Origin of the sequence: Plesiocystis pacifica SIR-1, assembly GCF_000170895.1 — a bacterium.
GTDB lineage: Bacteria > Myxococcota_A > Polyangia > Nannocystales > Nannocystaceae > Plesiocystis > Plesiocystis pacifica.
This window is the reverse complement of sequence record NZ_ABCS01000011.1, coordinates 25647-49592: the sequence shown is the minus strand read 5'-3', so window position 1 is coordinate 49592 and position 23946 is coordinate 25647. Positions and strand designations below refer to the sequence as shown.

Genomic DNA, 23946 nt, shown 5'->3' with positions numbered 1-23946 from the left:
ACGCCATGGACGCGCGGAAGCAAGCGATGGGCACGGCGGCGACCTTGGTCGCGCTCGCCCTCCTCATGCTCGCCTCGCTGTGGCTGCGCTGGCCGGCCTTCGTGCAGGGCGGCTTCGTGTCCCACGACGTCGCGGGCATGCTCTACAACGCCATGGTCCTCGACGCGGGCGGGCTGCCCTACGTCGACACCCTCGAGCTCAAGGCCCCGGGGAGCTTTTGGCTGGCGCGGGCCTTCGCGGGCCCCGAGGGCCGAGACATCGCGCGCTTTCAGGTGTTCGCCAACCTGTGGGCGCTGGGCAGCCTGGCCGCGGTGGCGGCCGTTGCCTGGCGCAGCTGGGGGCGGCTGGCGAGCGTGGTCGCGGCGGGGCTCTACGGCCTGCACGACGCCTTCCTCGACTCCATGGACGCCAACTACGTCACGTGGGCGAACCTGCCGCAGATCCTCGCCTTCGGCCTCGGAATCGAGGCTTGGCGGAGCCAGTCGCCGCGCTGGCGGCCGACGCTGTGGCTCGCGGCCGGGGCCGCCGCGGGCTGTGCCGCGCTGTGCAAGCGACCCGACGGCGTGGTCTTGGTGGTCTTGCTGGCCATGGGCGCCCGGGCTCAGGCGCAGGCCTCGAGCGAGGCCCGGCGCGCGAGCTGGCGCGAGCCGGCGTGGGTGCTGGCGGGCTTTTGCCTCGCGCACCTGCCCCTCGCCGCGCTCTACTTGGGTCGCGGCGAGCTCGGGGCGCTGCTCGACGGCTACGTCGTCAACCGCTGGGGGCTGCGCTACGTCAACGCCAAGCTGGCTGGGTCCGCGTCCGCTCCGGGGTCCGGCTCGGGAGTGGGGGAGGGGCTCCTCGCCAGCGCGCACTTCCTGGGCCTGCCCCTGGCCCTGGCCGCCTTCGCCGGCGCGGCCGCGCTCCCCAAGCACACGGCCGCCAGCGAGGCCGAGCGCCGCGAGCTGGCCTGGGTCTTGGCCTGGCTCGGCGCCACCCTGTTCGCCGCGAGCCTCGGCCTTCGCTTTTACAAGGGCTACTTCCTGGCCTGCGCCGCCCCGGCGTGTCTGGCCGCCGCGGCCCCATGGGGCTTGTGGGGGAGGCGCTGCCGGGCGCACTGGGTTCCGCGAGTCGTGGCCAGCGCGCTCGCCCTGGGCCTGGTGCTCCGCTGCGGCCTGCTGCTCGACGCCGAGCGGCGCAGCCGGGCCCGCGCCCACGACACCGGCGGCCGCCGGATCGCCGCCCACCTGATCGAGCATGGCGAGCCCGGCGACCGGGTGTGGGTGTGGGGCTGGCACCTGTGGGACGTCTACCCGCTGACGGGTCAGCTCTCGGCCAGCCGCGTCTACAAGTCCCTGGGCATCCTGAGCCAGCCCAACGACGACACCTGGCGGCGCCCCTCGACGCCGCTGCGCTTCGTCGAGACCGAGCACGCCCAGACCTTGCTCGACGATCTCGAGCGCACCCGGCCGCGCTTCATCGTGCTCGGATCCACCGTTCCTCGCCGGGAGTTCGGCGCGCTCCAGACCTTTTTGCGCGCCCACTACCGTCTCGATCGCAGCGCGCCGCGCATTGGCCGGGTGCAGTTTTGGCGGCGCCTCGACGACAGTTGGGTCGACGCAGAACACGGAATTGCCGACATGCCGCGCATTTCGCGTTGACCCCAGCTTCGCCGCTTGCGTAGCCTGAGCCCATGGTTTTGCGTGGTGCTTCGGCGGGTTCCCTCTACGTCTCGAGTCTGCTCAGCGCCCTCGCGCTGATGGCCGCCGGCTGCGGCGACGACGGGACCCCCGACACGGGGACCAACGGCGACGAGATCGGCGCGGAGCAGGGCGACGAGCAAGACACCGACGCCGAGCAGGGCGACAGCCAGGACGTGACCTCGGCCGACGACCAGGGCGAGGAAGAAGACAGCACCGCCGGTCCGGACACCACCAGCGACGATCAGGGCGAGGAAGAGAGCGCGTCCGAGGAGGGCATGGACGAGGGCGCGACCAAGTTCGACACCCTCTCGGACGTCGACGCAGGCAGCGGCAACCCCAACTGCGTCGGCGGCGAGCTGTGCGACGAGGCCGAGTTCAGCTACATCTGGATCGCCAACAGCAGCGAGAACACGGTGTCCAAGATCAACACCCGGACCATGGTCGAGGAGTCGCGCTTTTACTCGCGCCCGGACCAGGGCGGGAGCCCCTCGCGGACCTCGGTCAGCGTCGACGGGCGGGCCGTGGCCATCGCCAACCGCCAAGTCGGCATCACCAAGATCTGGGCCGACCACGACGACTGCGTCGACGCCAACACGAACGGGATGATCGACACCTCGACGGGCAAGGACGACGTGCGGCCCTTCGCCGAGGACGAGTGCATCGCCTGGCACAAGGAGTTCCCCGACATGACCGTGCAGCGCCCGGTCGCGTGGACCTCGGGCACCTACAACGAAGAGACCTGCGTGTGGGAGGACCAAAAGATCTGGACCGCCACGGGCAACGGCGGCTCCCCGGGCCAGTGCGGGACCACGGGCATCTGGGTCCACCGCCTGAGCGGCGACACCGGCGACGTCGAAGACACCATCCACATCCCCCACGCCGAGGCCCCGTGCACCATCGGCAACATCGAGTGGGGCCTGGGGCCCTACGGCGCCGCCGTCGACAACGAGGGCAACCTGTGGTTCTACATCTGGGCCCAGGGCAAGGTCGTCAACGTCAACTACGAGACCCTCGAGTACCAGGTCATCCAGGGCGGCTCCTACGGCATCACCGTCGACAGCGAGGGGCGGCCCTGGGACGACGTCCCGCGGCGCCTGAACCTCGACACCATGCAGTGGGAGAACGTCCAGGGCGGCAGCTTGCCCGGCGCTGGCGGCTCGGGCGTGGCCCAGGACCTCCAGGGACGGATCTGGAAGTCCGTGTCGGGCGGCGGCGTGGGCTGGGTCGACATGGAGACCATGCAAGTCGGCGACACCGTCTACCTGCCCACGACGAACAACCACCGGGGCATCGGCGTCGACGTCGACGGCTTCATCTGGGCCGTGCCGCTCAACGGCACGACGGCCCACAAGATCGACCCGGACACCTACGAGGTGTTCACCTACGACGGCCTCAACGCGCCCTACACCTACTCGGACATGGCCGGCGGCCAGCTGAGCAACGTGACCTGCAACGAGCCCCAGGGCTGACCGAACCCGGCGTCGAGCCCTGCATCGAGGGCCGGACGGGGGATGACCGGGACGCTCCAGGTGATCGTGCTTTCGCGTTGACCCCCCGTCGGCCACCTGCGTAGCCTAGCTCCATGGTCTCGCGTTGCGCTTCGGTGAATTCCCTCTACGTCTCGAGTCTGCTCAGCGCCCTCGCCCTGCTCGCCGTCGGCTGCGGCGACGACGGGACCCCCGAGACCTGGACCAACGGCGATGACTTCGGCGCGGACCAGGGCGAGGATCCGGGCGAAGACGAGCAGGACACCGACGCCGAGCAGGGCGAGGGCCAGGACACCACCTCGGCCGGCGACCAGGGCGAGGAAGAAGACAGCACCGCCGGCCCGGACACGAGCTCCGCCGGCGACCAGGGCGAGGAGGAGAGCACCGCGTCCGGGGAGGGCATGGACGACGGCACGACCAAGTTCGACACCCTCGCCGACGTCGACGCGGGCGGCGGGAACGGCAACTGCGTCGGCGGCGAGCTGTGCGGGGAGGCCGAGTTCAGCTACATCTGGATCGCCAACAGCCAGCAAAACACGGTGTCGAAGATCAACACCCGCACGATGGTCGAGGAGTCGCGCTTTTACACCCGCCCGGACCAAGGCGGGAACCCTTCGCGGACCTCGGTCAGCGTCGACGGGCGGGCCGTGGCCGTCGCCAACCGCCACGTCGGCATCACCAAGATCTGGGCCGACCACGACGACTGCGTGGACGCCAATACGAACGGGGTGATCGACAGCTCGACCGGCAAGGACGACATCCGCCCCTTCGCCGAGGACGAGTGCATCGCCTGGCACACCGAGTTCCCCGGCATGACGGTCCAGCGCCCGATCGCGTGGACCTCCGGGACCTACAACGAGGAGACCTGCCTGTGGGAGGACCAGAAGATCTGGACCACCACCGGAGACAGCGGCACCCCCGGCCAGTGCGGGGAGACGGGCGTGTGGGTCCATCGCCTCAACGGCGACACCGGCGAGGTCGAGGACACCGTGCATCTGCCCCACTCCGTCGCGCCGTGCACCTTCGGCAGCGCCACCTGGGGGCTCGGGCCCTACGGCGCCGCCGTCGATAACGAGGGCAACCTGTGGTTCCACATCTTCGGCCAGGGCCGGACGATCCGGATCAACTACGAGACCCTCGAGCACACCGTCGTCAACGGCAGCTCCTACGGCATCACCGTCGACAGCGAGGGCCGGCCGTGGACCGACGCGCCCGCGCGGCTGAACCTCGACACCTTGCAGTGGGAGAGCGCCACGAGCCCCGACCTCCCCGGCGCGGGCGGATCGGGGGTCGCCCAGGATCACCAGGGGCGCATCTGGAAGTCCGTGGCCGGCGGCGGCGTGGGCTGGGTCGACATGGAGACCCTCGAGGCCGGGCAGGTCGTCTACCTGCCGACTACGGGCAACCACCGGGGCATCGGCGTCGACGTCGACGGCTTCATCTGGGCCGTCCCGCTCAACGGCACGACGGCCCACAAGATCGATCCGGACACCTATGAGGTGTTCACCTACGACGGCCTGGACTCGCCCTACACCTACTCGGACATGGCCGGGGGGCAGCTGATCAACGTGGCCTGCAACGAGCCCCAGGGCTGAGGGCTGCTCTACCCCCACAGGCAGCTGAGGACCGGGGGCATGGACTCGCGTTCGCAGCCTCTGAGTTGTGGACGTGGGGCAGGGAGGGCGTGGCGTCGTCCACGACGGCTCAAGTAGACAGAGGGGTGGCCACCCCTCTGAGTTTCCAACCGCAAACGAAGGGAGGCCCTCCGCGTCGCGCAGAGGGCCTCCAGCCTCGGGGGTGTGCCCGACTCAGGGTTTGGTGGGCTCGAGCAGGCGCATCAGCAAGGCCTGGTCGACGGAGCCCGAGCGGCCCCAGACCACGACGCCTTCGGGGTTGAGCAAGTAGCTCTGCGGGAGCATGCCCGAGCCGACCTCGAAGACCTCGGGCAGGCCGGCCTCGTCGGCCTCTTCGCCGCCGAGCAGGGCCGGGTGCTCGCGGAGCTCGATGCCCTCGAGGAAGCTCTTGGACAGCTCCGCCGTGTCCTCGCCGTCGAAGGCGACGGTGACCAGCTGGACCTCGGGGAAGGCCTCGAAGGCCCCGGGGAAGTCCTCCTCGAGCTCGTGCTTGCAGGGGGCGCACCACGAGGCCCAGAAGTTGATCAGCACCCACTTGCCGCGCTCCTCGGACAGCGAGTACTCGCCCTCGCCGATGAGCCGGGGGAGGGTGAAGTCGACGGGCTCGCCCTTGGGCTCGTGGTCCACGGACACGTCGGCGAAGGCGCTCTCGCCCTCTTCGGTGGCGTCGCCGTGGTCCTCGTCGGGTTTGGTCTCACCCTCGGCCGCGGCCTGTTCGGGCTTGGCGTCGGCCTGGGCTTCAGCGGGCCCGCGCTCGGCCTGGAGCTTCTCGAAGCCGTCGAGGCCGCGCTGGAGGAAGGCCTCGTACTCCGAGGGATCGTTGGTCGAGGACGCGAAGGTCTCGATGGCCTCGCCCGTGAACGGGTCGTAGACGACGTAGAAGGGCAGGGCGACGGTCTGGAAGGACTCCTTTTGCCGGGTCTGCTGCTCCTCGCACACGGGCTCGTCGCAGTCGGTGTAGGCTTGGCCGAGGACCATCTGGTCGAGGCGGCTCTTGATGTTCGGGCGGGGGAACATCGAGGCCTCCATCATCCGACAGTTCGTGCAGGTGTAGCCGGTGAAGTCGACGAACACGGGCTTGTTGGCCTCGCGGCCAGCGGCCAGCGCCCCGTCGATGTCGTCCTTGATCCACACGAAGTGCTCGCCGCCGCCTTCGCCGTCACCGCTCGAGGCCCCCGAGCCGTCGGGCATGACCGCGGGGGGCAGCCAGGCGTCGATCCACGCGCCCATGGACCGGCCGTGGGAGAAGCCCGAGGCCGAGTAGAGCGCGAAGCTGACGAAGAAGGCGCCCGCGAGCATGCGCAGCGGCCCGATGTGGGTGGTCTCGCTGTACTCGTCGGTCTTGATGATGCGCCACAGGAACAGGCCGCAGGCCAGGAACAGGCCGACCCAGATCATCAGGACCAGGGGCCGCGTGACCATGAACCAGCCCATGACCAGGTCGATGTTCGACAGGAACTTGAACGCGCCCGCGATCTCGAGGAAGCCCAGGGTGACCTTGAAGGCGTCCATCCAGTCGCCGGCCTTGCCGCGCAGGCGCGCGGCCGCGGCCGGGAACAGCGCGAGCAGGAAGAAGGGCAGGGCGAAGGCGACCGCGAACACGAACAGGCCGAGGGTCGGGTAGAGCCAGTGCTCGCCGCCCTCGAGCTGGGCGAACAGGATGCCGACCAGGCCCACGGTGCAGGTGAAGGACATCAGCGAGAAGGTCAGACCCATGAAGAAGGTCCCGAGGAGCTGGCGGCCCAGGGGCGCCTCCTCGTCCTCGCTGTACTTCTGCTCCATCTCCGAGCTCTTCTCGATCAAAAAGCGCGGCGCGCTGATCTCGAACAGGCCGATGAGGCTCAGCCCGAACACGAACAGCAGCAGGAACATGAAGATGTTGAAGGGGATCGACGCGGCGGTCTGCTGCATCGCGCTGGCGCCGAAGATGACCGACGCGCCCACGCCCAGGATCGTGAAGCAGACCACGATCGCGCCCGAGTAGGTCCCCGCCATGATCAGCGACTTCTTGCGCGACGCCTCGGCGTGCTTGGCGAAGAAGCTGATGGTGATGGGGATCATCGGGAACACGCAGGGCGTCAGCAGGGCCAGCAGGCCCGCGATGAAGCTGCCGACGAGGAACTGGAACAGGCCAGCCTTCTCGGGGTCGAGGCGGTCCTCGGCGCTCATGCCATCGCCCTCGGACTCGACCCCCGCGTCGGCCGCGGTCGCGCCCTCGGCCCCGCCGATGAGCCGCTCGCCGTCGCCTTCACCGAAGCCGATGCCCTCGAAACTCGGCGCCGCGGCGTAGTCCGCCCGGGCCTCGCCCGCGGCCACGTCGAGGGTCAGCTCGAGCTCCTCCTTGACCGGGAGGCAGGTGTGCGGGTCGCAGATCTGGCCCTTGGCGACGACCTTGACCGTGCGCTCGCCAGCCTCGCCCGAGACTTTGTAGGCCCGGGAGTGGACGACGGTGCCCTCGTAGAACTCGACGTCCTTTTTGAAGTTGGGGTCGAACTCCGTCTTGGGCTGTGGCGCGAACCACTCCCCGGCGGCCTCGAGGCCCTCGGCCTCTACGCTGACCTTCAGGGGCTTGGGCCCGTCGGGCACCTTGTTCATCGAGTACAGGTGCCAGTGCTCGGGGACGGTGGCCGAGAGCTCGAGGCGCAGGTGCTCCCCGGAGCGGGCCTGCTCGGGGGTGGCCTTGACCGACCACTCGACGACGGGATCGTCGGCGAGGCCGGTTCGCGGAGTCCCCGTGACCAAAAAGCCGACGAAGAACGCGAAGAAGACCGCAAAGCCGGCAGCCCACCGGCGCCGGAGCGCCCGATTGCCAACGAGAGAGGAAAGATCGGGTTGAACACGCATGGCACGAGGGGAGCGAGCGAGGGCTTCAGCCACAGTACGCCGGCTCGACGTCGCTGTTTCCTACCATGATCCTGGGAAAAATATTGAGCAGCATTGCTCCCACAAGCCCCATAGACCCCAATTCGAAGCTGGCGGCCGATCCTGACCGAGTGAAAGGCCCTCACCCGGTTATCGCGGCGTGACTTCCGCGTCCGCTGTTAAACGGGCTGGTACGACATTCAGATCATGGGATACGTGAATCCAATTGCGCGTGTGAAAGTCTTCGCTCAGTTCAATTCCAATGTGGCTCCAGCGAAACGCACCCGTCCTCGCCCTCACCGCCCTCGGTCTCAGCCTGGGACTCGCCGCCTGCGACAAGGGCGGATCGAGCTACCAAACCCACTCGAGCCCGCTGCTCGAGGTCGGTAGCGAAGACTACGCCCCGCGCCGCGAGAACCCCTACTTCGACGCAGCCCGTGTCCCCTTGTCGACGGTCTCCGTCGATGTCGACACCGCCGCCTACAGCAACGTGCGCCGCTTCCTCCGCGACGGGCATCTCCCGCCCTCGGACGCCGTGCGCATCGAGGAGCTGATCAACTACTTCGACTACGACTACCCCCAGCCGGCCGCGGACGCCGAGGGGGTCGCCGAGCCCTTCTCCGTGACCACCGAGGTCGGCCCGTGCCCGTGGAGCGACGAGGCCCGGTTGGTCCACATCGGCCTCCAGGGCAAGAGCATCCCCGAGCGGGAGCTCCCGCCGCGCAACCTGGTGTTCCTCCTCGACGTGTCCGGGTCGATGCACGACCAGGACAAGCTGCCGCTGCTCACCGACTCCCTGCGCGTGCTCGTCAATCAGCTCGGGGAGCGGGACCACGTGGCGATCGTCGTCTACGCCGGGGCCTCAGGGGTCGTGCTGCCTCCCACGCGCGGCTCGGACCGGGGGACCATCCTCGCGGCCATCTCGGAGCTCCGGGCGGGGGGCTCGACCAACGGCGGCGAGGGCATCCAAAAGGCCTACGCCCTGGCCCGGGAGCACTTCGACCCCCAGGGCATCAACCGGGTGATCCTGGCGACGGACGGCGACTTCAACGTCGGGACCACGACCGAGTCCGGGCTCGAGAACCTCATCGAGCGCGAGCGCGAGTCCGGGGTGTTCCTGACGGTGCTCGGCTTTGGCCGGGGCAACCTCGGCGACCGGACCATGGAGATGCTCGCCGACAAGGGCAACGGCAACTACGCCTACATCGACTCGCTGGCCGAGGCCCGCAAGGTGCTCGGCACCGAGGCCGGCTCGACCCTGGTGACCATCGCCAAGGACGTCAAGCTGCAGGTCGAGTTCAACCCGGCCGAGGTCCAGTCCTACCGCCTGCTGGGCTACGAGAACCGGCTCCTGAGCGACGCCGACTTCGAGGACGACCGCGAGGACGCCGGCGACATCGGGGCCGGGCACAGCGTCACCTTCCTCTACGAGGTCGTGCCCCACGGGGCCGGGCCCGAGCCCGAGGGCGAAGGGGAGGGCGCGACCAGCCTGCGCTACCAGGAGGCGCGCCAGCCCTCGGCGCAGGCTGGCTCGGGTGAGCTGATGTGGCTGCGCCTGCGCTACGAGGCACCCGAGGGTGCGACCAGCCGCGAGCGCAGCCTGGCCGTCCACGACGAGGGCGCGGGTCTGGACGAGAGCTCCGTGGACTTCCGCTTCGCCGCCGCCGTGGCCGAGTACGGCATGCTGCTCGGGGGCTCGCTGTTTCGCGGGAAGGCCAGCTGGACCCACGTCCGCGAGCTCGCCGAGGACTCCGTGGGCAGCGATCCCCACGGCCACCGGGCGGAGTTCGTCGACCTGGTCCGCAAGGCGACGGCGCTGTCGCGGGGCTAGGGCTGGGGCTCGAGCTGAAACTGGGGGCCCGCTACTCGCCTACGGAGACGTAGTAGCGGTCCTCGTCGTCCCAGTCGAAGGGCTCGCGCTGGTTCTTGGTGATGACCTTCGCGCACAACCCCTTGACGGCCTTGATCCCGTCCTTGGTCAGGAAGTTGTCCGACAGATCCAGGCACTCGAGGTGGGCCAGCGCGGGCTTGGCCGCGGCGAGGGCTGCGGCCCCCGCGTCGGTCAGCGTTCCTTGCGAGAGGTCGAGGGTCTCGAGACCGGCGAGGACCTTGGCCTTGGGGAGCGCGCGGGCGATGTCATCGGTGAACTCCGCGTTCTCGAGGCCGAGGTAGCGCAGCTCCGGGAGGTCCGTGCGAGCGAGCAGCGGGCGAACATCGGCGATCGAGCAGCCCGCGCCGTAGTTGCTGTCCCCGTAGTAAACCTCGAGGTGCCGGATCTTGGGCATGGTCGCCTTGGCGATGGCCCGGCCGCAGGCCTTGGACAAGCCGCCGGTGACGAACACGGCGCGCTCGAGCCCCGGGGCGACCATCTTGCCCACCTCGAAGTCGCCGCTCTCGATCTCGAGCTCGCGCAGCTTGGGGACCCGCTTCCACAGCTTGGCGAGGCTGCCCGTGTGGTGCCAGCTGATCTGGTCGACGTTGTCGCCCAGGGTGATCTTGCGGGTCGAGGCGGGGGCCTTCTTCGCCAGCAGGTCGATGAGCTCCTGGAGGTCGTCGTCGTTGGGGTCGCCGTTCGAGTGAAACGCGAACTCGACGATGAAGCGGCCCGAGGGGTGGCGCAGGACCTCGTCGAGGACGTCGACGCAGCGGCCGTCCCAGGTCACCGAGTACGCGTCGTGGCTGAGGCGGACCCGCCGGATGTAGCCCCTGTGCCACAGGAAGGCCTGGCGGTGGGTCTTTTCCCAGGCCTTGGCCTGCGCGTTCGTGCGAAGGCTGGAGCTCGCGTTGTTCCAGCCCTCGTCCCGGACCTCCTGGTGCGCTGCGAGAGGGCCCAGGAAGGTCTCGGCGTGCTTGGCGAACAGGGCCTTGGCGCGGCGCTTTTTGCCGGCGAGCTCGAGAGAGATGAGCTCGCCCCGAGGGTCGCCCTGGCTCTGCAGCCAGTCGGCGAGCACGGCGAAGCCGTCGTCGCTGTCGGGGTCTTCGTGGATCGCGGCCTCGAGGGCGGGGTTGCGGGGGTCCAGGGCCGGGGCCGCCGCGCCTGCGCCTGCACTGCCTCCATTGCCTGCACTTCCTCCACTTCCGCCGCGCTCGACGTAGCCCTTCTTGCTCTTCTGGGCGATGAGCTTGTCGCGCTGCTCCTCGGCGGCCTTGGGCGACGCCAGCGACTTGCGGGTGATCCGGCCGTCGGTCCCGATCTTGCCGTGGCGAGTCTCGAGCGCGCTGCCGTCGACGAGCACCTCCCAGAACTTGCTGGACTTGCCGTCGACGAACTCGAAGTAGCGGGCGCCGGGGCGGGCCGGGGAGTCCTCGGCCTCCTCGCCGTCGTCGACGAGCGCGTAGCCCTTCTTTTCTTTTTGCGCGATGAGCTTGTCGGCGGCCTGCCTGGCCTCGGCGGCCGAGGCGAAGCTCTTGGTCGTAGACCGGCCGTCCGAGCCGATCTTGCCGTAGGTCGTGGTGAAGGACTTGCCGTCGACCTCGATCGCCCAGAACTTGCTCGACACCTCGTAGCGCGCCATGCCCGACCGTACCAAGGCCGAGGACAAAGCTGAGGGGCTTTTGGCCTAGCCGTCTACGGCCAAGCTCGCGGGGGCTGGCTCGACCAGGGGGGCGCCCACGGCCCGCGACAGCCCTGCGATGGCCGCGTTGCGGTTCATGATCGCCTCGAACAGCGCGAACTCGAAGCCGGCCCACTTCTCCAGCGCCTTGCGCAGATCGTTGAAGTTGGCCGTGCCCACGCTGTCCGCCGCCTGCTCCGAGACCACGAGCTTCCAGCTCTTGTCCCGGGCCAAGGTCATGAAGGCCATCTGCTGCTCGGCGTCGAGGACGTCGCGGTAGGCCTGCTCGACCTCCAGCAGCAGCAGGCGGCGGGCCGCCTCGCGCTGGTACTCGGCCTCGCGCCGCTCGGCCTGGGCCTTTTGCAGGTCGAAGGCGTCGTTGTGGAAGTCGAGGTTCCACGACAGCGCCAGGCCCAGGTAGATGCTGGAGGTGTTCAGGCGGCCCGTGTAGTAGAGGGTCCGCATCTCCGTGGTCGCCTTGTTGGCGTAGCGCAGCTCGGCCCGGACGACGGCGCCCAGGTCCGGGAGGAAGTTGGTCCGGGCCAGCTTCTCCTGGGTCTGGCGGAACTTGACGCCCGCGTCGGCCATGCGCGCCTCGGGGGCGGTGGGCCAGGGCCATGCTCTGGTAGTGCTCGAGCTCGGCGAGGCCCCCGGGGATGCGGTCGGGGACCAGGCGCCGCTCCTTCACGTCGAAGCCCCGGGGCGCCGCGCTGCCGGCGATGGCCCACAGGGTCGACAGGGCTCGGCCTCGATGGCCCGAGCCTCGCGCATGCGCGTGGCCAGCTCGACCTCCCCGAGCTCGAGGCGGACGAAGTCGTCGGGGTCGCGGTCGGGGTTGATGGAGTCCGGGTCCGCGTCGAAGGCGGGGAGCCCGTCGGGGCCCAGGCCGAGCTCGGCGGCGATCTTGCCCCGCTCCCCGGCGATGATGTCCCAGGCCCGGTCGAGGATGGCGATGGTCTCCCGCGCCAGCATCAGCGCCGCGTGGGCCTGGTAGATGCGCAGGGTGGTCTCTTGCTGGGTCGCCAGGCGCTGGAGCTCGGCCAGCTCGACGCCGACCTTGGCGAGCTTTTGGACCGTGACGATCTTGCCGAAGGTGGTGATCGGGACGACGAACTCGGCCTTGAGGCTCAGCGCGATGCCGGCGTTGCCGATGCGCTCGAAGTAGCCCTGGACGGTCTGGAGGTCGACGGGGTCGGTGCCGTCGGAGGGGTCGCCGGCGGCCCGGCAGTACTGGAAGGAGAACGGCCCGTCGGCGCCGTCGAGGGTGACGTCGTCGCAGTCGATGGCCGCGCCCGGGGCGATCACGGCCGAGGTCCGGACGATCGGCACCCACGCGAAGTTGGCCTTGCGCAGCTGCGCCTCCATGGCGTCGACGTGCTCGTCGGCGGCCCGGACGTAGGGGTTGTCCATTCCGTAGCGGACGATCTGCTCCCGGGTGATGGTGGGGACGCCGGTCGGCCGCGGCCCGTAGGCGTCGTCGCGGCTCGACGGCGGCATCTCGAACAGCGCGCGCACGGGATCCTCGGCGCGCAGCAGGGACTCCTGCGCACCCTCACCCTGGGGCCCCTCCACGGAAGGTGCCTCCGACGGGCCCTCCACGAGCCCGGCGGGGCCCTCCTCCGGCCCGCTCGCCCGCGCCGACGCGCTGGTGAGCGCGAGGCTCAGACCGAGGCTCAGGCCGAGGACGAGGGGCGGCAGGCGACGCACGGGCATTCCCGACAGAGCTACCTGTCCAGGCGGGCTTCGGCAAGGGTTGCAAGATGCCACGGCCCCGGTGTTTGCTTGGCTCGTGCCCGCCCGCCACGTCCTCTTGTCCGCGCTCCCCCGCCAAGATCGCGCCGTCGTCCACGTCGCGGGAGAGGACGCCGCCCGCTTCCTCCAGGGCCTGCTGACCGCCGACGTCAGCGCGCTCACGCCCGGCCGCGCCATCCCGGCGGGCCTGCTGACCGTCAAGGGCAAGCTCGTCAGCGAGCTGTGGGTGCTCGCTACGGTCGATCCGGACGACGAGGACGAGACCCGCCTGGCGCTGGCGCTCCCCGCCGAGCTCGCCGAGTCCGTCACCAAGGCCCTCGACGACCACATCATCATGGACGACGTCGAGCTCGAGACCCCCGAGCCCGGGGCGGCCGCCTTGCTGCTCCGCTTTGGGAGCCTCAGCGAGGCCAAGGTCGAGGCGCCCGCGGGGGTCGCCCGCTTCACCTGCGCCCACCCGCTGGCGGGGGAGCTGTGGCTGGGTTCGACGAGCGCCCTGGCCGAGGCCGCCGCCGCCCTCGCGGCCGCCGGCAGCCAGGTCGCCGACGCGCCGACCTTCACCCGCGCCCGCGTCGACCAGGCCCGACCCGCGTGGGGCTTCGAGCTGACCCCCGACCGCTTCCCCCCCGAGATCGGCTTCGTCGACGCGGTGTCCTACGCCAAGGGCTGCTACCTCGGCCAGGAGCCCCTGTCCCGCATCCACAACCGCGGCCAGGTCAACCGCGTGATGGTTCGGGTGATGGCCATGGAGCCGCCGAGTCAGGCCATGGCCGACGGCCCCATCGCGCTCCTCGCCGAGGACAAAGAGGTCGGGGCGTGGACCAGCTGGGCGCCGAGCAACGACGGCTCGAGCGCCGTGGGCCTGGCCGTGATTCGCCGGGCCCACGCCAAGCCGGGGACGCAGCTGCGCACGGCCAGCGGTGGCCTGGTCGAGGTCGGGTCGGGGCCCCTGGGCGACGATCCGGGCGGGGACAGCAACGAGCAGACGGCGACGGTCAAGCTCGGCGGGAGGTGAGTCGCCCCCAAAGCCCCCAAAGGCCTCGAAAGCGGGGCAGGGGGGTGTTCTAGCCAGATTGCTCGGTCTCGCCCCTGCGTGTTAGACCGGCCCCATGTGGACACCTAGACCATCGACCCTGGGAGCGTGCCTGGTGCTCGCCGCCGTGGTCGCAGGCGGAGGCTGCAGCTTCGAAGAGGAGCACTGCAGCTTCCAATATGAGATCTCGGGGGCCCTCAGCGGCACCTACGAGAGCACCGACGCCACCTGTGGCACGACCATTTTCCCCTACCAGGTCGACCTCGCCGTGCCCGGTTCGAGCATGAGCGTGGAGATCGATTCGACCGCCGGCGGGGGCTTCGTCGAGGGCTCGCAGCAGGTCGACGTCGAGTGGCGATCGGGGGGCACGTGGTTCGACAGCGGGGACTTCAGCGACCCCGTGGCCTGCACCCTCGTGCTCGACACCCTGGCCACGGAGGAGTGGAGCCAGGGCGACCGGGCGCGCATGTCCGGGACCCTCAGCTGCGCGGCGCCCCTCGTCGACGCCCTCGACGAGGACGCCTCCGTCGAGTTCAGCAACTTCGAATTCAGCTTGTTTCAGCGGGTGGGCTACTGACCATGACACGCGCCATGACGATCGACACACTCCGCTCTAGAGGGGCCGCGCGGACCTGCGCGAGCGTCCTCGGCCTGCTCCTCGCCTTCGGGCCGGGCTTGGCCCGCGCCAATCCAGGCGCCTCGCCTGGCATTCCCGAGGGCACGCAGCGGCCCGCCGAGCCTCCGGCCATTCCCACGGGCAACGACGCGCCTGGAGGGCCCGGGGGGACCAAGCAGGCGGACCACCCAGCCGGGACCCCCGGCGGCTCCGCCTCCGCCCAGAGCCCGCCCGAAGGGGTGCCGGGGGGCGTGCCGGGAGGTGTGCCCGGAGGGGTCGTCGCGGACCCACCCGTCGGGGACCCGCGCGCGCCCACGGTCACCCTCGTCACCGAAAAGGGCGACGACGCCTTCGTGCTCAACCGCATCGAGTCGGACACGACCCACTTCGTGCCCAACGGCTACGTCCGGATGATCCACTACCGGAAGCTGTGCGCGACGCCCTGCAACGTGCCCGTGCCCGCGACGGGGCGCTACTTCCTGACCAGCAGCACCGCCCGGCCAAGCCGCGCCTTCGAGCTGCCGGGCTACCGCTCCCACTACGAGCTGAGCGTCAAGCCCATCCCGCGCTGGGTCGGCTGGTTGGGCTTCGCCCTGGCCGTCGTCGGGCCCACGGCGGGGGTATTGCTGGCGACCATGCCGATCTGGGTCGACATGCCCAAGGCCAACGCCCGGGCGGCGCAGATCGGCGGCATCACCCTGGGCCTCGCCCTTGGCGGCACGGGCGTGGGCCTGGCCTATACGCGCAGCCGCGTGACGGTGCGCTGACGCCCTCGAACGCGGCGCCCCGGGCTGGCTTGGCCCGCTCGGCCTACTTGGCCTTGATCCGCATCAACTCGACGGTGAACACCAGGTCGGAGTTGGCGGGGATCTTGCCCTTGGCCCGGGCGCCGTAGGCCAGGTCCGCGGGGATCTTCAGGCGGCGCAGCTCGCCGACCTTCATGCCGTCGATGCCCATGTCCCAGCCCTTGATGACCCGGCCCGCCCCGAGGGGGAACTCGATGGGCTTGCCGCGCTTGCTGGAGGTGTCGAACACGGTGCCGTCGGTGAGCGTGCCGGTGTAGTGCACGGAGACGGTGTCGCCCTTCTTGGCCACGGCCTCGCCGGTGCCCTCGCCGAACACCTCGACGACCACGCCGCCGTCGAGCTCGAGGGTGCGCACCGGCTTGCCCTCGAAGGCCTCGGGGCCCCTGGCCGGGGGCAGGGGCGGGATGATCTCGACGAGCTCGATGGTGAAGGTCAGGTCCGCGTCGGCGGGGATGATGCCCCGAGCCCGCTTGCCGTAGGCCAGGTCCGCGGGAACCACCAGCTTGCGCTTGCCGCCGACCTTCATGCCGACCACGCCCTGGTCCCAGCCCTTGATGACCCGGCCCTGGCCGAGGGTGAAGGTGAACGGCTTGTCGCGCTTTTTGGAGGTGTCGAAGATGTCGCCGTTCGCGAGCGTGCCGCGGTAGTGCACGGAGACCTCGGAGCCTTTGACGGCCTCGGCCCCTTCGCCGATGACGTAGTCCTCGGACAGCAGGCCGCCGGCGAGGGTGTTCGAGGCGAGGGGCGCCCCGGCGAAGGCGGGATCCTCGGGGAACTTGGCCGGGTCGAGGGGCTCGCGCTTGCCTCGGGCGTGGGGGTTGTTCTTCTGGCGCTGCTTGGCGGCTTGCTCGGCCGGCGAGATCGGCTTGACGGCCTTGGCCTCGGCGTTGGCGGGCGCCTCGGCCTGCTCGGCTTCTCCCTCGCTGGGCGTAGCCGCAGGCGGCTCGACGCAGGCAGCAAAGAGGGCGAGCAGCGTGCAGGGGAGGGCGAGGAGCAGGGCGCGAGCGGTCCGGCGGCGGCGGGTCATTGGCGCGAAGATATAAACCCCCGGAGCGATCCTGACGAGCCCCCGAAATGAGAAGGGAAAGCGCGAAAACAGCGCCCCTTGCTAGCGCAGGCCGAGGGCGATGCTGGCCGCGTCGTGGCCGCTTTGGACCGCGCTCTCGATGGTCGCCGGGATCCCCGTGCGCACCCAGTCGCCGGCCAGCAACAGGCCCGGGATGGGGCTGCGGGTGGGCGGACGTCGGCGGTAGGTGCCCGCGGCGTGGCTGATGGTCGCGCGCTTTTCCTTGACCACCCGAAAGCTGCGCACGCTGGCGCCGTGGCCGGGGAAGAAGCGCTCCAGCTCCTGGACGAAGACCTCGCGCAGGGCCTCGGGGTGGTCGTGGACCGTGGCCCGGGCGCCGGAGATCGTGACCGAGAGCAAGTTGGTGTCCTTCGAGCCCTCGCCGGTGATGCGGTCGCGGTCCCACAGCCAGTGCAGCGGGCTGGCCACCAGACCGACGAAGTCGCGGTCGAGGGGGCCGAGGATGGGGCGGTCGAGGGTCGCCCACAGGTTGACGATGGGCGAGGCCTCGAGGCGCGCGACGTCCCGGAACACCAGGTGCTCGGTGGCGGCCTCGGGCAGCATGGCCAGCAGGGCGTGGGGCGGGACCGCGGTGATGACGGTGTCGGCCTCGAGCTGCTCCCCCGACTTGAGAGTCACGCCGGCGATCTTGCCGTCGGCGTCGAGATCCAAGCTGCGCGCGGGGCTGGCGAAGCGCACCTCGCCGCCCTGGGAGCGGATGTAGTCGACGGCGGGGCCGACGTAGATGTCCGAGAGCGGGCGCTTGGGCACGCCCAGGCGCGAGGCGTCGCGGGTCGACATGAACGCCCGCTCGAGCACGGCGACGAGCATGGCCGCCGAGGCGACGAGGGGGTCGTCGTTGAGCACGGCCCAGATCAGCGGCTCCCAGAAAGCCGCCCGCACGGCCTGGGTCTGGTCCAGGCGGCGCAGCCAGGCGTCGCAGGTCTCCCCGTCGTCGGGGCGCTCGATCTCCCCGCGCAGCATCACGCCGGCGCGCAGGGCCGAGGCCCGGTGCAGCAGGCCCAGGCCGCGCATGCGCAGCAAGCCGGCGGCGAGGTGCAAGGGCGCGGGCAGGGCGGGGCAGGCCAGGTCGATGGTCTTGCCGCCGGGCTTGACCATGGTCAGGGCCAGGTCGCGCTGGAAGTGGATGGCCTCGTCGATGGGCGCGTCGATGCTGCGCAAGAACGCGAGCGTCTCGTAGTAGCAGCCCATCAGCAGGTGCTGGCCGTTGTCGATCTCGCGGCCGGTGACCTTGTCGTGGAACGAGCGCGAGCGCCCGCCTCCGACCTTGGCGGCCTCGACGACCAGGACCTCGCGCCCGGAGTAACCCTCCCCGGCGTAGGCGTCGGCGAGGCGCACGGCGGCGGCGAGGCCAGCGAAGCCGCCGCCTACGACGAGGGTGCGAGGACGGCGAGTGGGAGCAGAAGTCGTCATGGCGGCCTGCGGCGGGAGAGTACGCTGGCCCAGCGGCGCCACCCTTGGTCCAGATCACAGGCATTGCACGGACGGCGCCTGGCGTCGACCATGGTGCGACCCATGCCACAGCCCGAACATGGCGACCTCGCCGCGGGGATCTGGGGCCCGCTCCTGGGACCGGCCGGAAACCTGCGGGTCCGCGCCGTCGACGAGGAGCCCGAGCCGCTGCCGGACTTCGACGTGCTCCTCGACACCCTCGGCGAGCTGTCCGAGCTCCTCGGCGCCCCGCGCTGCGCGACGGCCTACCAGCTCTACACCCCCGAGGACCTGCCCGAGAGCTGGGATAGAGAGCTGGTCGATCAGCGCGCGCTGATCCGCCGCCTGCTCCGCTACGCCGGCGAGGACGACGAGAGCCTCGGGGTCCGCGTGGTCGACGGCCGGCGCCCCGACAAGGACGTGATCGCCGAGCACCTCGCGGGCGAGCTGCGCTTCGCCGGGCTCTCGGGCGAGGACCAGCGCGCGGCGGGCTTCGTCGTGTCCAGCCTCGGGGACCTGCGGGCCATGCTCGGGCCGACCTGCGTCGAGGTCGCCCGGGCCCTGGTCCACCGCGCCCGGCTCGAGCGCGGGCGCAACCCGGACGGCCCGCGCTACCGCGGCGAGGAGGCCGAGGGGGAGGGCGCCGAGCTGCCCACGGCCGTCGAGGGCTTCCTGGCCTGCTTCGCCCTGGGCTGGGGCGTGCCCGTGACCAACGCCTGCCTCGATCCGCGCAGCGTCGCCGAGGGCATGGGCGAGATGCAGACCACGGCCTGGGTGTCCGCGAGCCTGCGCTACCCGCCCGACGTCGCCGCCGAGCTCCTGGCCACCCTCTACGCCGCCGGGGCCCGGGACGCGAAATTCGTCGAGGGTCGCCGAGGGGCCCTCAACCCCTCCCAGCGCGAGGTCTTCGACGAGGCCTGGGCGGCCCTCGAAGAGGATGGGCCGAACGAGGCCGCGGCCTTGCGCGAGCAGCTGCGCTGGGGCGCGCCAGACTCCTGGCCCGAGCCCGCGACCCGGGAGCCAGCCCTGGCCGAGCTCGAGTTCGACGCCCACGACGACGCCCTCGTCGACGCCGAGGAGCGCTACCAAGAGCGCCTGCGCCTGCCCAACCTCGGCAAGCCGGTGTTCCGCGCCCGCCCGCGCCGGACCTGGCAGGGGGCCCTCATCGGCTCCGTCGTCGGCGTCCTGTTCGGAGGGGCCATCGGCGGGGCCGTCGGCGGGGGCATCGGCGCGCTGTTTGGCTACTCGTGGCGCCCGAGCCTGTGCTCGGGGCCGCGCTGCGGCGTGGTCCTCGAGGTTGGCGTGACCGAGTGCCCCAAGTGCGGCGGGACCATCATGGGAGAGATCGCCCGGACCAAGGACCACCTCGCCGCGGTCGAGGCCCTCGAAGAGCAGGGCGCCCTGAACCAGGCCTCCGATCCCACTTGATTCGGCGTCGCTAGCTTCGCAAACCCGCGCTGCCGATCGCGCAGCTTCCCGATCGCGGATCGCCTCGCAGCGGCGCCGATCGAGAGCGCCGCTGCGCCTCGGGGCGTGTCGAGGCGCCGGTCTGAAAATTGCTTCACCCCGGAGCGATGCCACAGCGAAAGCAACGCGAACCCGAAGTCCAGACCGCTCGCAGGGGCTCCGAGCAGGGGCCGAGCGCGGCGCATCCGGGGGGGACGATCGGCGAGCTCCAGCTGCTCGCCGATCGCAGCCCGCAGGTCGAGTCTCTCGGTGCAATGCAGCGCCAGGCCGACGCCGATCGAGGCGGCGGTGCCGACGCGACGCGCGAACGAGCGAGCCTCGGGATCAGCGGCTCCGCGAGCGCCTATCCCCACCTGTCGACGATCAACGCCGCGTTCGGGGAGCGACGGGTCGCGCCCAAGGCCCACCTCGACGGCCGGGCGAGGGCTGCCAACGCGGCCCTCGGGTCGCGGGGCTTCTCCCTCGACGGCCACGTGGCCTTCGCCAGCTCCACCCCCTCGCTGTTCGAGGCGACCCACGAGGCCGTCCACGAGCTCCAGCGCGCCCGCGGAGAGCAGCCCGAAGGGGGCGGCCGGTCGGGCGACCGCTACGAGGCCCAGGCCAACGAGGTCGCGCTCGCCGTGACCGAGGGACGCGACGTGAGCCGCTCGCTCGCGCCCCTGGGAGCGGCTGGCGCGAGCGGCGGGGCCAGCGAGGGCGGCGGCTCGCTCCAGTTCCTGAAAGAGGGGGAGACGATGGAGTACGTGCGCAATCAAAAGATGCGCGTGGCCAACCGGCGCGCCTCCGTCGACGCCACCCACGGCGAGTCCTACGCCAAGCACAGGATCTTCGTGGGCGCGCTCGTCGGCCGAGACGAGTTCCTCGATCCGGTGCGCCAGGCGATCAAGGACGCCCACGACACCGTCACGACGAACGCCGACGCCGACCGGTGGATGGGGCAGCACGCCCTGCACATCAACCGCTACATCCTCGAGAAGATCAAGGCCGGGACCTGCCGCAACTTCGCCGAGATGACGCTCTCGCGCCACGTCGAGACGACCCAAAACCAGTGGGTCTACGTCGCCGGCGTCGAGGGCTACATCGCCAACGAGAGCGGGGTCGGGGTCTCCCACTACGACCACGGGTGGACCTTGACCAGCCCGGTGCAGCTTCCCCTCGTGCGAGCGGGCGGGCTCCTCGGCAGGGGCCCGCTCATGCTCCCGAACAACCTCGACGCGCAGGTCAACGTCCAGGACGTCACGGTCATGGACCCCTGGGACAGCCACAAGATCATGAGCATCGATCGCTTCCTGCGTCAGGGGAAGAACTACTACGCACGCAACTTCCGCTACGGCGACATCAAGATCTACAACGTCGTGCAGTCCCACGGCGCCCAGACCCACGCAGGTCTGTTCCCGCAGACGCTGATCCGCGCGATCAAGAACGGCGCGCAGGCGGCCCTGAGGGCCGAGATGAGGCGGAAAGAGTACCCCTCCGACAGGAGGACCATCTACGAAGACAACAAGCGCTCGGGCCTCGACAAGGACAATTCGCAGGTCTGGGAGTTCGATCGCGTCAAGCAGACCCACGTCGAGCACGTCGACGCGGCGCGCCTGTGGGAGCTGACCCGCGGCATCCCCAACGCGCGGGTCCAGGCCGCCTTCGACAGCTGGCGGGTCGACGCCAACGCGACCATCGACTGGGCGCGCCAGGGCTCGGCGCGCGCGGCCTTCGACTACATGGTTCGACGCGGCGGAGCCTCGCGCGCGGCGATCTACTCCTGCGTGGACACGACCCAGGCCCTCCCGGCGGCGCTGACCGGCGATCGCCTGTGGAAGATGGCCAAGCACCTGAGCTGGCGCGCCGACGACAAGGTCCTCGAGCTGACGACCCTGGTCCGCAACATGAGCCCGCAGCAGCTTCGGGAGCTGCGTCGGGAGGCGTCGAACAGCAACTTCACCAACCACATCGTGCCCAAGCTGAGCCAGACCCAGCGCACCGCGCTGGGGCTTTGAGGGCAGGCGCGAGCAGACGCCTAGCAGCCCGTGGTGAAAAGCTCCGCTTGGGCGGCCGCAGCGAGCCGAGGTCGGCAAGTACAGCTCAGCCGACCGCGGCGAGCTCCACCGTTTGAAGGCGCCCAGCTCCGACCTCGAGGCACACGCGAGCGACGACTGCGTCCAAGAGCCCGAGCAGCGGCCACAAAAAGGCCGCGAGCCTCCCTTGGAGGCTTCGCGGGCTCCCGACCCCCACCAGCTTTCGCATCAGCAAGCTCAGATTGAAGCCGCCCGCATGGATCAGCAGCCGCTTGAGGATGTTGTCGTGTCGGCGCAGGTGCACCCGTCGCAGCCCGCCGGTCGTGTACAGGTGCGCGAAGGGTCGTTCGAGCAGCTCTCCACGCTGACGCATCAGCCGACGTCCTCGCGCACCCTTCGTCCGTCGCCGGTTCGCGTGTACGGCCTTCTTCTCCTCGGCCTTGCCCTTCCAGTTTCGGCGCCCTCGCTTGGGCTCGGCGATGTAGCTGCGCAGCTCCGACTCGACCAGGTCCGTCATCACCTTGTTGCTGTGGTAGCCCGCGTCCGCGACGACCTCCTTCATGTCCTCGACCACCGGTGAGCCGGGGCCGTCATGGTCGTCATTATCGCGCTTGCGCTCGACCTCTTTTTGGACCTCGCCGAGGTTCGTGGCCGCCATCTCCAGCGTCGCATCGAGGCTCTTCGTGTCGTGCGTCGTTCCTCCGTGCACGGTGACTCCGACTATCGCTCCGGCCTCCATGTCGACGGCGTGCTCGGCCTTGTGGGCCATCTTCGTCGCCCCGCTCTTCATCTTCGAGATGGTCGCGTCCGGGTCGTTGGGGTTGACCCAGACCGCGTTGGAGCCCTTCTTGGGCCGCTTGCGGTCGAGCTGCGCGAGCTGCTTTTGGGTCGGGTTCTCGATGCCCTCGGCCTTGGCGAGCTCGACGAGGTAGTCCTGGTAGCCCTGACCGTCGTCGCGCTTGACCAGCGAGCGCAGGGCCGCGTTGGCCTCGAGCGTGGTCGCGTCGACGCCGATAGTCCTGCCGCGGACGAGCTTGGCCTCGGCGAGGCGGGTCAAGACCCAGGTGAAGACGCGGTGGTGGACCTCGACGTCGAGGAGCCGACGGGTGCGCGAGAGGGTCGAGTGGTCGGGCGGCGACTTGGTCATGCCGAGGCCGAGGAAGTCGCGGAGGCTCAGGGAATCAGCGACGCGCCAGGCGATGCCGCGCTCGCTGTCGATGCCCTCGAAGTAGCCGATGAGCAGGCAGCGAAAGTAGACGCCTGGGGCGAGGGAGGGCCGGCCGATGGGCGAGTAGAAGCGCTCGCACTCGCGCTCTACGAAGCGGTCGAAGCCCTTGGCGTGGAGGACCTTGTCGAGGGCCTGATAGAAAGGGTGTCCGGCGGAGCGCGGGACGTCCTTGTAGGTCAGGAAGAGGCCGGCCTGGTCGTCACCCTTGTGGCCCATGGACATGGGCGGAGACTACGTGGTCTTCGTGGATTCGTCGCCATGCGTGGTTGTCGCCCGGCGTGGTTGCCGCGCGTTCCACCACGGGCTGCTAGAAGCGGCCCGAGAGCGAGAGGCCCCCGCCCTGGGGCAGGAGCATGGGCCCGACGGCGCGGACCTGGGCCACGTCCTCGACCCCGGCGTCGCGCCGTCGCTGGCGGCGCTTTTTCTCCGCGGCCGCTCCGACCCCGACCAGGGGCAGGCCCGCGGTCAAGAAGATGCTCGCCGAGAGCGTGCCGACGATCATCAGCGCGTTGCCGGCGACGCCCTGCTCGAGGTAGCCCTCGCGCTCGAGCACGTCGGCCTCCGTGGGGTAGTTGCCGATCTGCTCCTCGGCGTTCTTGGCCATGAGCGAGCCGCCGAGGATCATCACCCCGCCGCCGAGGCCGAGCAGGGTCAAGGTCGCGCCCGCGCCGAGCATGGCCTTGTTGCGCTTTTCTTCCCGAGCGTCGGCCTCGAAGTCAAAGGTGGGGCGCATGCGCTCGGCGAGCTCGGCCTCGCGGCGGCGCTGCTCCGCCTCCCACTCGGCGATCTGCGCGTCGAGCTCGCCGATCTGGTCCTCGATCTTCTCGCGCTCGATGGCCGCCTGGCTGGGCTCGTAGAGGGCGTCGAGCTCGTCGGCGTAGCGGACCAGGATCTCCCGGGACTGGCGCAGGTGCTTGATGTCCTGGTCGATGTCGAACCACTTTTGCTGGGCCCGGGCGACGTTGTAGATGAGCTGGGCCTTGATGAACTGGTTGTCGACGGTGGCCGGGAGCAGGGCGTAAGCCTCGAGCCACAGGTCGATGGCGGCGCCGTAGTCCGCGGCGGTGTAGCGGGCGGCTCCGGCCTCGAATTTGGCCTTGGCCTCGGCGAGGGTGGGGTCCTCCCCCGCCGGCGCTTCCTCTGCCCCTTCGGCGGGCGCTTCGGCTTCGGCTTCGGGAGCGGGGGCGGCCGCTCGCGCCGTCGACGAGCCCAGCAGCGCGGGGGAGGGGGCCAGCAAAGCGGCGGCCAGGGTGAGGCTGGTCGCCCGGGAGCCGAGCTCGAGTGCAGTCGTGCGCATG

Annotated in this window: 17 protein-coding genes; 9 read left to right on the top strand and 8 right to left on the bottom strand. The window is 70.4% G+C overall.

Going from position 1 to position 23946, the window contains the following annotated elements; all coding sequences use genetic code 11:
* Positions 1–5 precede the first annotated feature (5 nt).
* From PPSIR1_RS07725 to PPSIR1_RS42090, 3 genes are all read left to right on the top strand, one after another.
* Positions 6–1637, top strand: coding sequence for a hypothetical protein (locus PPSIR1_RS07725; RefSeq protein WP_045115586.1), 1632 nt, complete (start codon positions 6–8; stop codon positions 1635–1637).
* Between the two features lie 32 nt (positions 1638–1669).
* Positions 1670–3148, top strand: coding sequence for an NHL repeat-containing protein (locus PPSIR1_RS07720; protein ID WP_157595304.1), 1479 nt, complete (start codon positions 1670–1672; stop codon positions 3146–3148).
* A 113-nt stretch (positions 3149–3261) separates the two neighbouring features.
* Positions 3262–4761: a Vgb family protein gene (locus tag PPSIR1_RS42090; RefSeq protein ID WP_232296446.1), complete on the top strand. Its 1500-nt coding sequence runs from the start codon at positions 3262–3264 to the stop codon at positions 4759–4761.
* 213 nt (positions 4762–4974) lie between these two features.
* Here PPSIR1_RS42090 and PPSIR1_RS07710 read toward each other — a convergent pair whose 3' ends face one another.
* Positions 4975–7644, bottom strand: coding sequence for a cytochrome c biogenesis protein CcdA (locus PPSIR1_RS07710; RefSeq protein ID WP_086001105.1), 2670 nt, complete (start codon positions 7642–7644; stop codon positions 4975–4977).
* Positions 7645–7924: 280 nt separating this feature from the next.
* On the opposite strand from PPSIR1_RS07710, the gene PPSIR1_RS07705 reads away from it, so the two are divergent.
* The gene (locus tag PPSIR1_RS07705) at positions 7925–9493 is read left to right on the top strand and encodes a vWA domain-containing protein (protein WP_006970455.1); all 1569 of its coding nucleotides are present in this window, start codon (positions 7925–7927) and stop codon (positions 9491–9493) included.
* Between the two features lie 31 nt (positions 9494–9524).
* Here PPSIR1_RS07705 and PPSIR1_RS07700 read toward each other — a convergent pair whose 3' ends face one another.
* From PPSIR1_RS07700 to PPSIR1_RS07690, 3 genes are all read right to left on the bottom strand, one after another.
* On the bottom strand, positions 9525–11177 hold the full coding sequence (locus tag PPSIR1_RS07700; RefSeq protein ID WP_006970454.1) for a WGR domain-containing protein: 1653 nt from the start codon (positions 11175–11177) through the stop codon (positions 9525–9527).
* 45 nt (positions 11178–11222) lie between these two features.
* On the bottom strand, positions 11223–11804 hold the full coding sequence (locus PPSIR1_RS07695; protein ID WP_006970453.1) for a TolC family protein: 582 nt from the start codon (positions 11802–11804) through the stop codon (positions 11223–11225).
* A gap of 96 nt (positions 11805–11900) precedes the next feature.
* Positions 11901–12929, bottom strand: a complete 1029-nt coding sequence (locus PPSIR1_RS07690; RefSeq protein WP_006970452.1) for a TolC family protein — start codon at positions 12927–12929, stop codon at positions 11901–11903.
* A gap of 76 nt (positions 12930–13005) precedes the next feature.
* Between PPSIR1_RS07690 and ygfZ the strand changes: the two genes are divergently transcribed.
* The 3 genes from ygfZ (at position 13006) to PPSIR1_RS47505 (ending at position 15384) form a co-directional block, all read left to right on the top strand.
* On the top strand, positions 13006–13983 hold the full coding sequence (ygfZ, locus tag PPSIR1_RS07685) for a CAF17-like 4Fe-4S cluster assembly/insertion protein YgfZ (RefSeq protein ID WP_157595303.1): 978 nt from the start codon (positions 13006–13008) through the stop codon (positions 13981–13983).
* 133 nt (positions 13984–14116) lie between these two features.
* Positions 14117–14578 (top strand): hypothetical protein, encoded by a 462-nt coding sequence (locus PPSIR1_RS07680; protein ID WP_006970450.1) that lies wholly within the window; start codon positions 14117–14119, stop codon positions 14576–14578.
* 14 nt (positions 14579–14592) lie between these two features.
* A complete protein-coding gene (locus PPSIR1_RS47505; protein WP_157595302.1) occupies positions 14593–15384 on the top strand; it encodes a hypothetical protein in 792 nt (263 codons plus the stop codon).
* Between the two features lie 43 nt (positions 15385–15427).
* Here PPSIR1_RS47505 and PPSIR1_RS51045 read toward each other — a convergent pair whose 3' ends face one another.
* Complete coding sequence (locus PPSIR1_RS51045) at positions 15428–16450, bottom strand: FKBP-type peptidyl-prolyl cis-trans isomerase (protein WP_006970448.1); 1023 nt, start codon at positions 16448–16450, stop codon at positions 15428–15430.
* A gap of 81 nt (positions 16451–16531) precedes the next feature.
* Positions 16532–17923, bottom strand: coding sequence for a hydroxysqualene dehydroxylase HpnE (gene hpnE / locus PPSIR1_RS07665; protein WP_086001103.1), 1392 nt, complete (start codon positions 17921–17923; stop codon positions 16532–16534).
* A 102-nt stretch (positions 17924–18025) separates the two neighbouring features.
* Between hpnE and PPSIR1_RS07660 the strand changes: the two genes are divergently transcribed.
* Together PPSIR1_RS07660 and PPSIR1_RS07655 are read left to right on the top strand one after the other, a co-directional pair.
* On the top strand, positions 18026–19369 hold the full coding sequence (locus tag PPSIR1_RS07660) for a hypothetical protein (protein WP_157595301.1): 1344 nt from the start codon (positions 18026–18028) through the stop codon (positions 19367–19369).
* Positions 19370–19515: 146 nt separating this feature from the next.
* A complete protein-coding gene (locus PPSIR1_RS07655; RefSeq protein WP_157595300.1) occupies positions 19516–21402 on the top strand; it encodes a hypothetical protein in 1887 nt (628 codons plus the stop codon).
* An 85-nt stretch (positions 21403–21487) separates the two neighbouring features.
* Here PPSIR1_RS07655 and PPSIR1_RS07650 read toward each other — a convergent pair whose 3' ends face one another.
* Together PPSIR1_RS07650 and PPSIR1_RS07645 are read right to left on the bottom strand one after the other, a co-directional pair.
* Entirely contained in the window at positions 21488–22870 is a 1383-nt protein-coding gene (locus PPSIR1_RS07650; protein ID WP_006970444.1) for a transposase, read from the bottom strand.
* Between the two features lie 85 nt (positions 22871–22955).
* Positions 22956–23945: a hypothetical protein gene (locus PPSIR1_RS07645; RefSeq protein ID WP_157595299.1), complete on the bottom strand. Its 990-nt coding sequence runs from the start codon at positions 23943–23945 to the stop codon at positions 22956–22958.
* Position 23946: the final 1 nt, after the last annotated feature.

What these genes read in the sequence shown, in the direction of transcription:
- PPSIR1_RS07725 (WP_045115586.1), top strand. Translation starts at nt 6, where the DNA reads ATGGACGCGCGGAAGCAAGCGATGGGCACGGCGGCGACCTTGGTCGCG.
- PPSIR1_RS07720 (WP_157595304.1), top strand. Translation starts at nt 1,670, where the DNA reads ATGGTTTTGCGTGGTGCTTCGGCGGGTTCCCTCTACGTCTCGAGTCTG.
- PPSIR1_RS42090 (WP_232296446.1), top strand. Translation starts at nt 3,262, where the DNA reads ATGGTCTCGCGTTGCGCTTCGGTGAATTCCCTCTACGTCTCGAGTCTG.
- PPSIR1_RS07710 (WP_086001105.1), bottom strand. Translation starts at nt 7,644, where the DNA reads ATGCGTGTTCAACCCGATCTTTCCTCTCTCGTTGGCAATCGGGCGCTC.
- PPSIR1_RS07705 (WP_006970455.1), top strand. Translation starts at nt 7,925, where the DNA reads ATGTGGCTCCAGCGAAACGCACCCGTCCTCGCCCTCACCGCCCTCGGT.
- PPSIR1_RS07700 (WP_006970454.1), bottom strand. Translation starts at nt 11,177, where the DNA reads ATGGCGCGCTACGAGGTGTCGAGCAAGTTCTGGGCGATCGAGGTCGAC.
- PPSIR1_RS07695 (WP_006970453.1), bottom strand. Translation starts at nt 11,804, where the DNA reads ATGGCCGACGCGGGCGTCAAGTTCCGCCAGACCCAGGAGAAGCTGGCC.
- PPSIR1_RS07690 (WP_006970452.1), bottom strand. Translation starts at nt 12,929, where the DNA reads ATGCCCGTGCGTCGCCTGCCGCCCCTCGTCCTCGGCCTGAGCCTCGGT.
- PPSIR1_RS47505 (WP_157595302.1), top strand. Translation starts at nt 14,593, where the DNA reads ATGACGATCGACACACTCCGCTCTAGAGGGGCCGCGCGGACCTGCGCG.
- PPSIR1_RS51045 (WP_006970448.1), bottom strand. Translation starts at nt 16,450, where the DNA reads ATGACCCGCCGCCGCCGGACCGCTCGCGCCCTGCTCCTCGCCCTCCCC.
- hpnE (WP_086001103.1), bottom strand. Translation starts at nt 17,923, where the DNA reads ATGACGACTTCTGCTCCCACTCGCCGTCCTCGCACCCTCGTCGTAGGC.
- PPSIR1_RS07660 (WP_157595301.1), top strand. Translation starts at nt 18,026, where the DNA reads ATGCCACAGCCCGAACATGGCGACCTCGCCGCGGGGATCTGGGGCCCG.
- PPSIR1_RS07655 (WP_157595300.1), top strand. Translation starts at nt 19,516, where the DNA reads ATGCCACAGCGAAAGCAACGCGAACCCGAAGTCCAGACCGCTCGCAGG.
- PPSIR1_RS07650 (WP_006970444.1), bottom strand. Translation starts at nt 22,870, where the DNA reads ATGTCCATGGGCCACAAGGGTGACGACCAGGCCGGCCTCTTCCTGACC.
- PPSIR1_RS07645 (WP_157595299.1), bottom strand. Translation starts at nt 23,945, where the DNA reads ATGCGCACGACTGCACTCGAGCTCGGCTCCCGGGCGACCAGCCTCACC.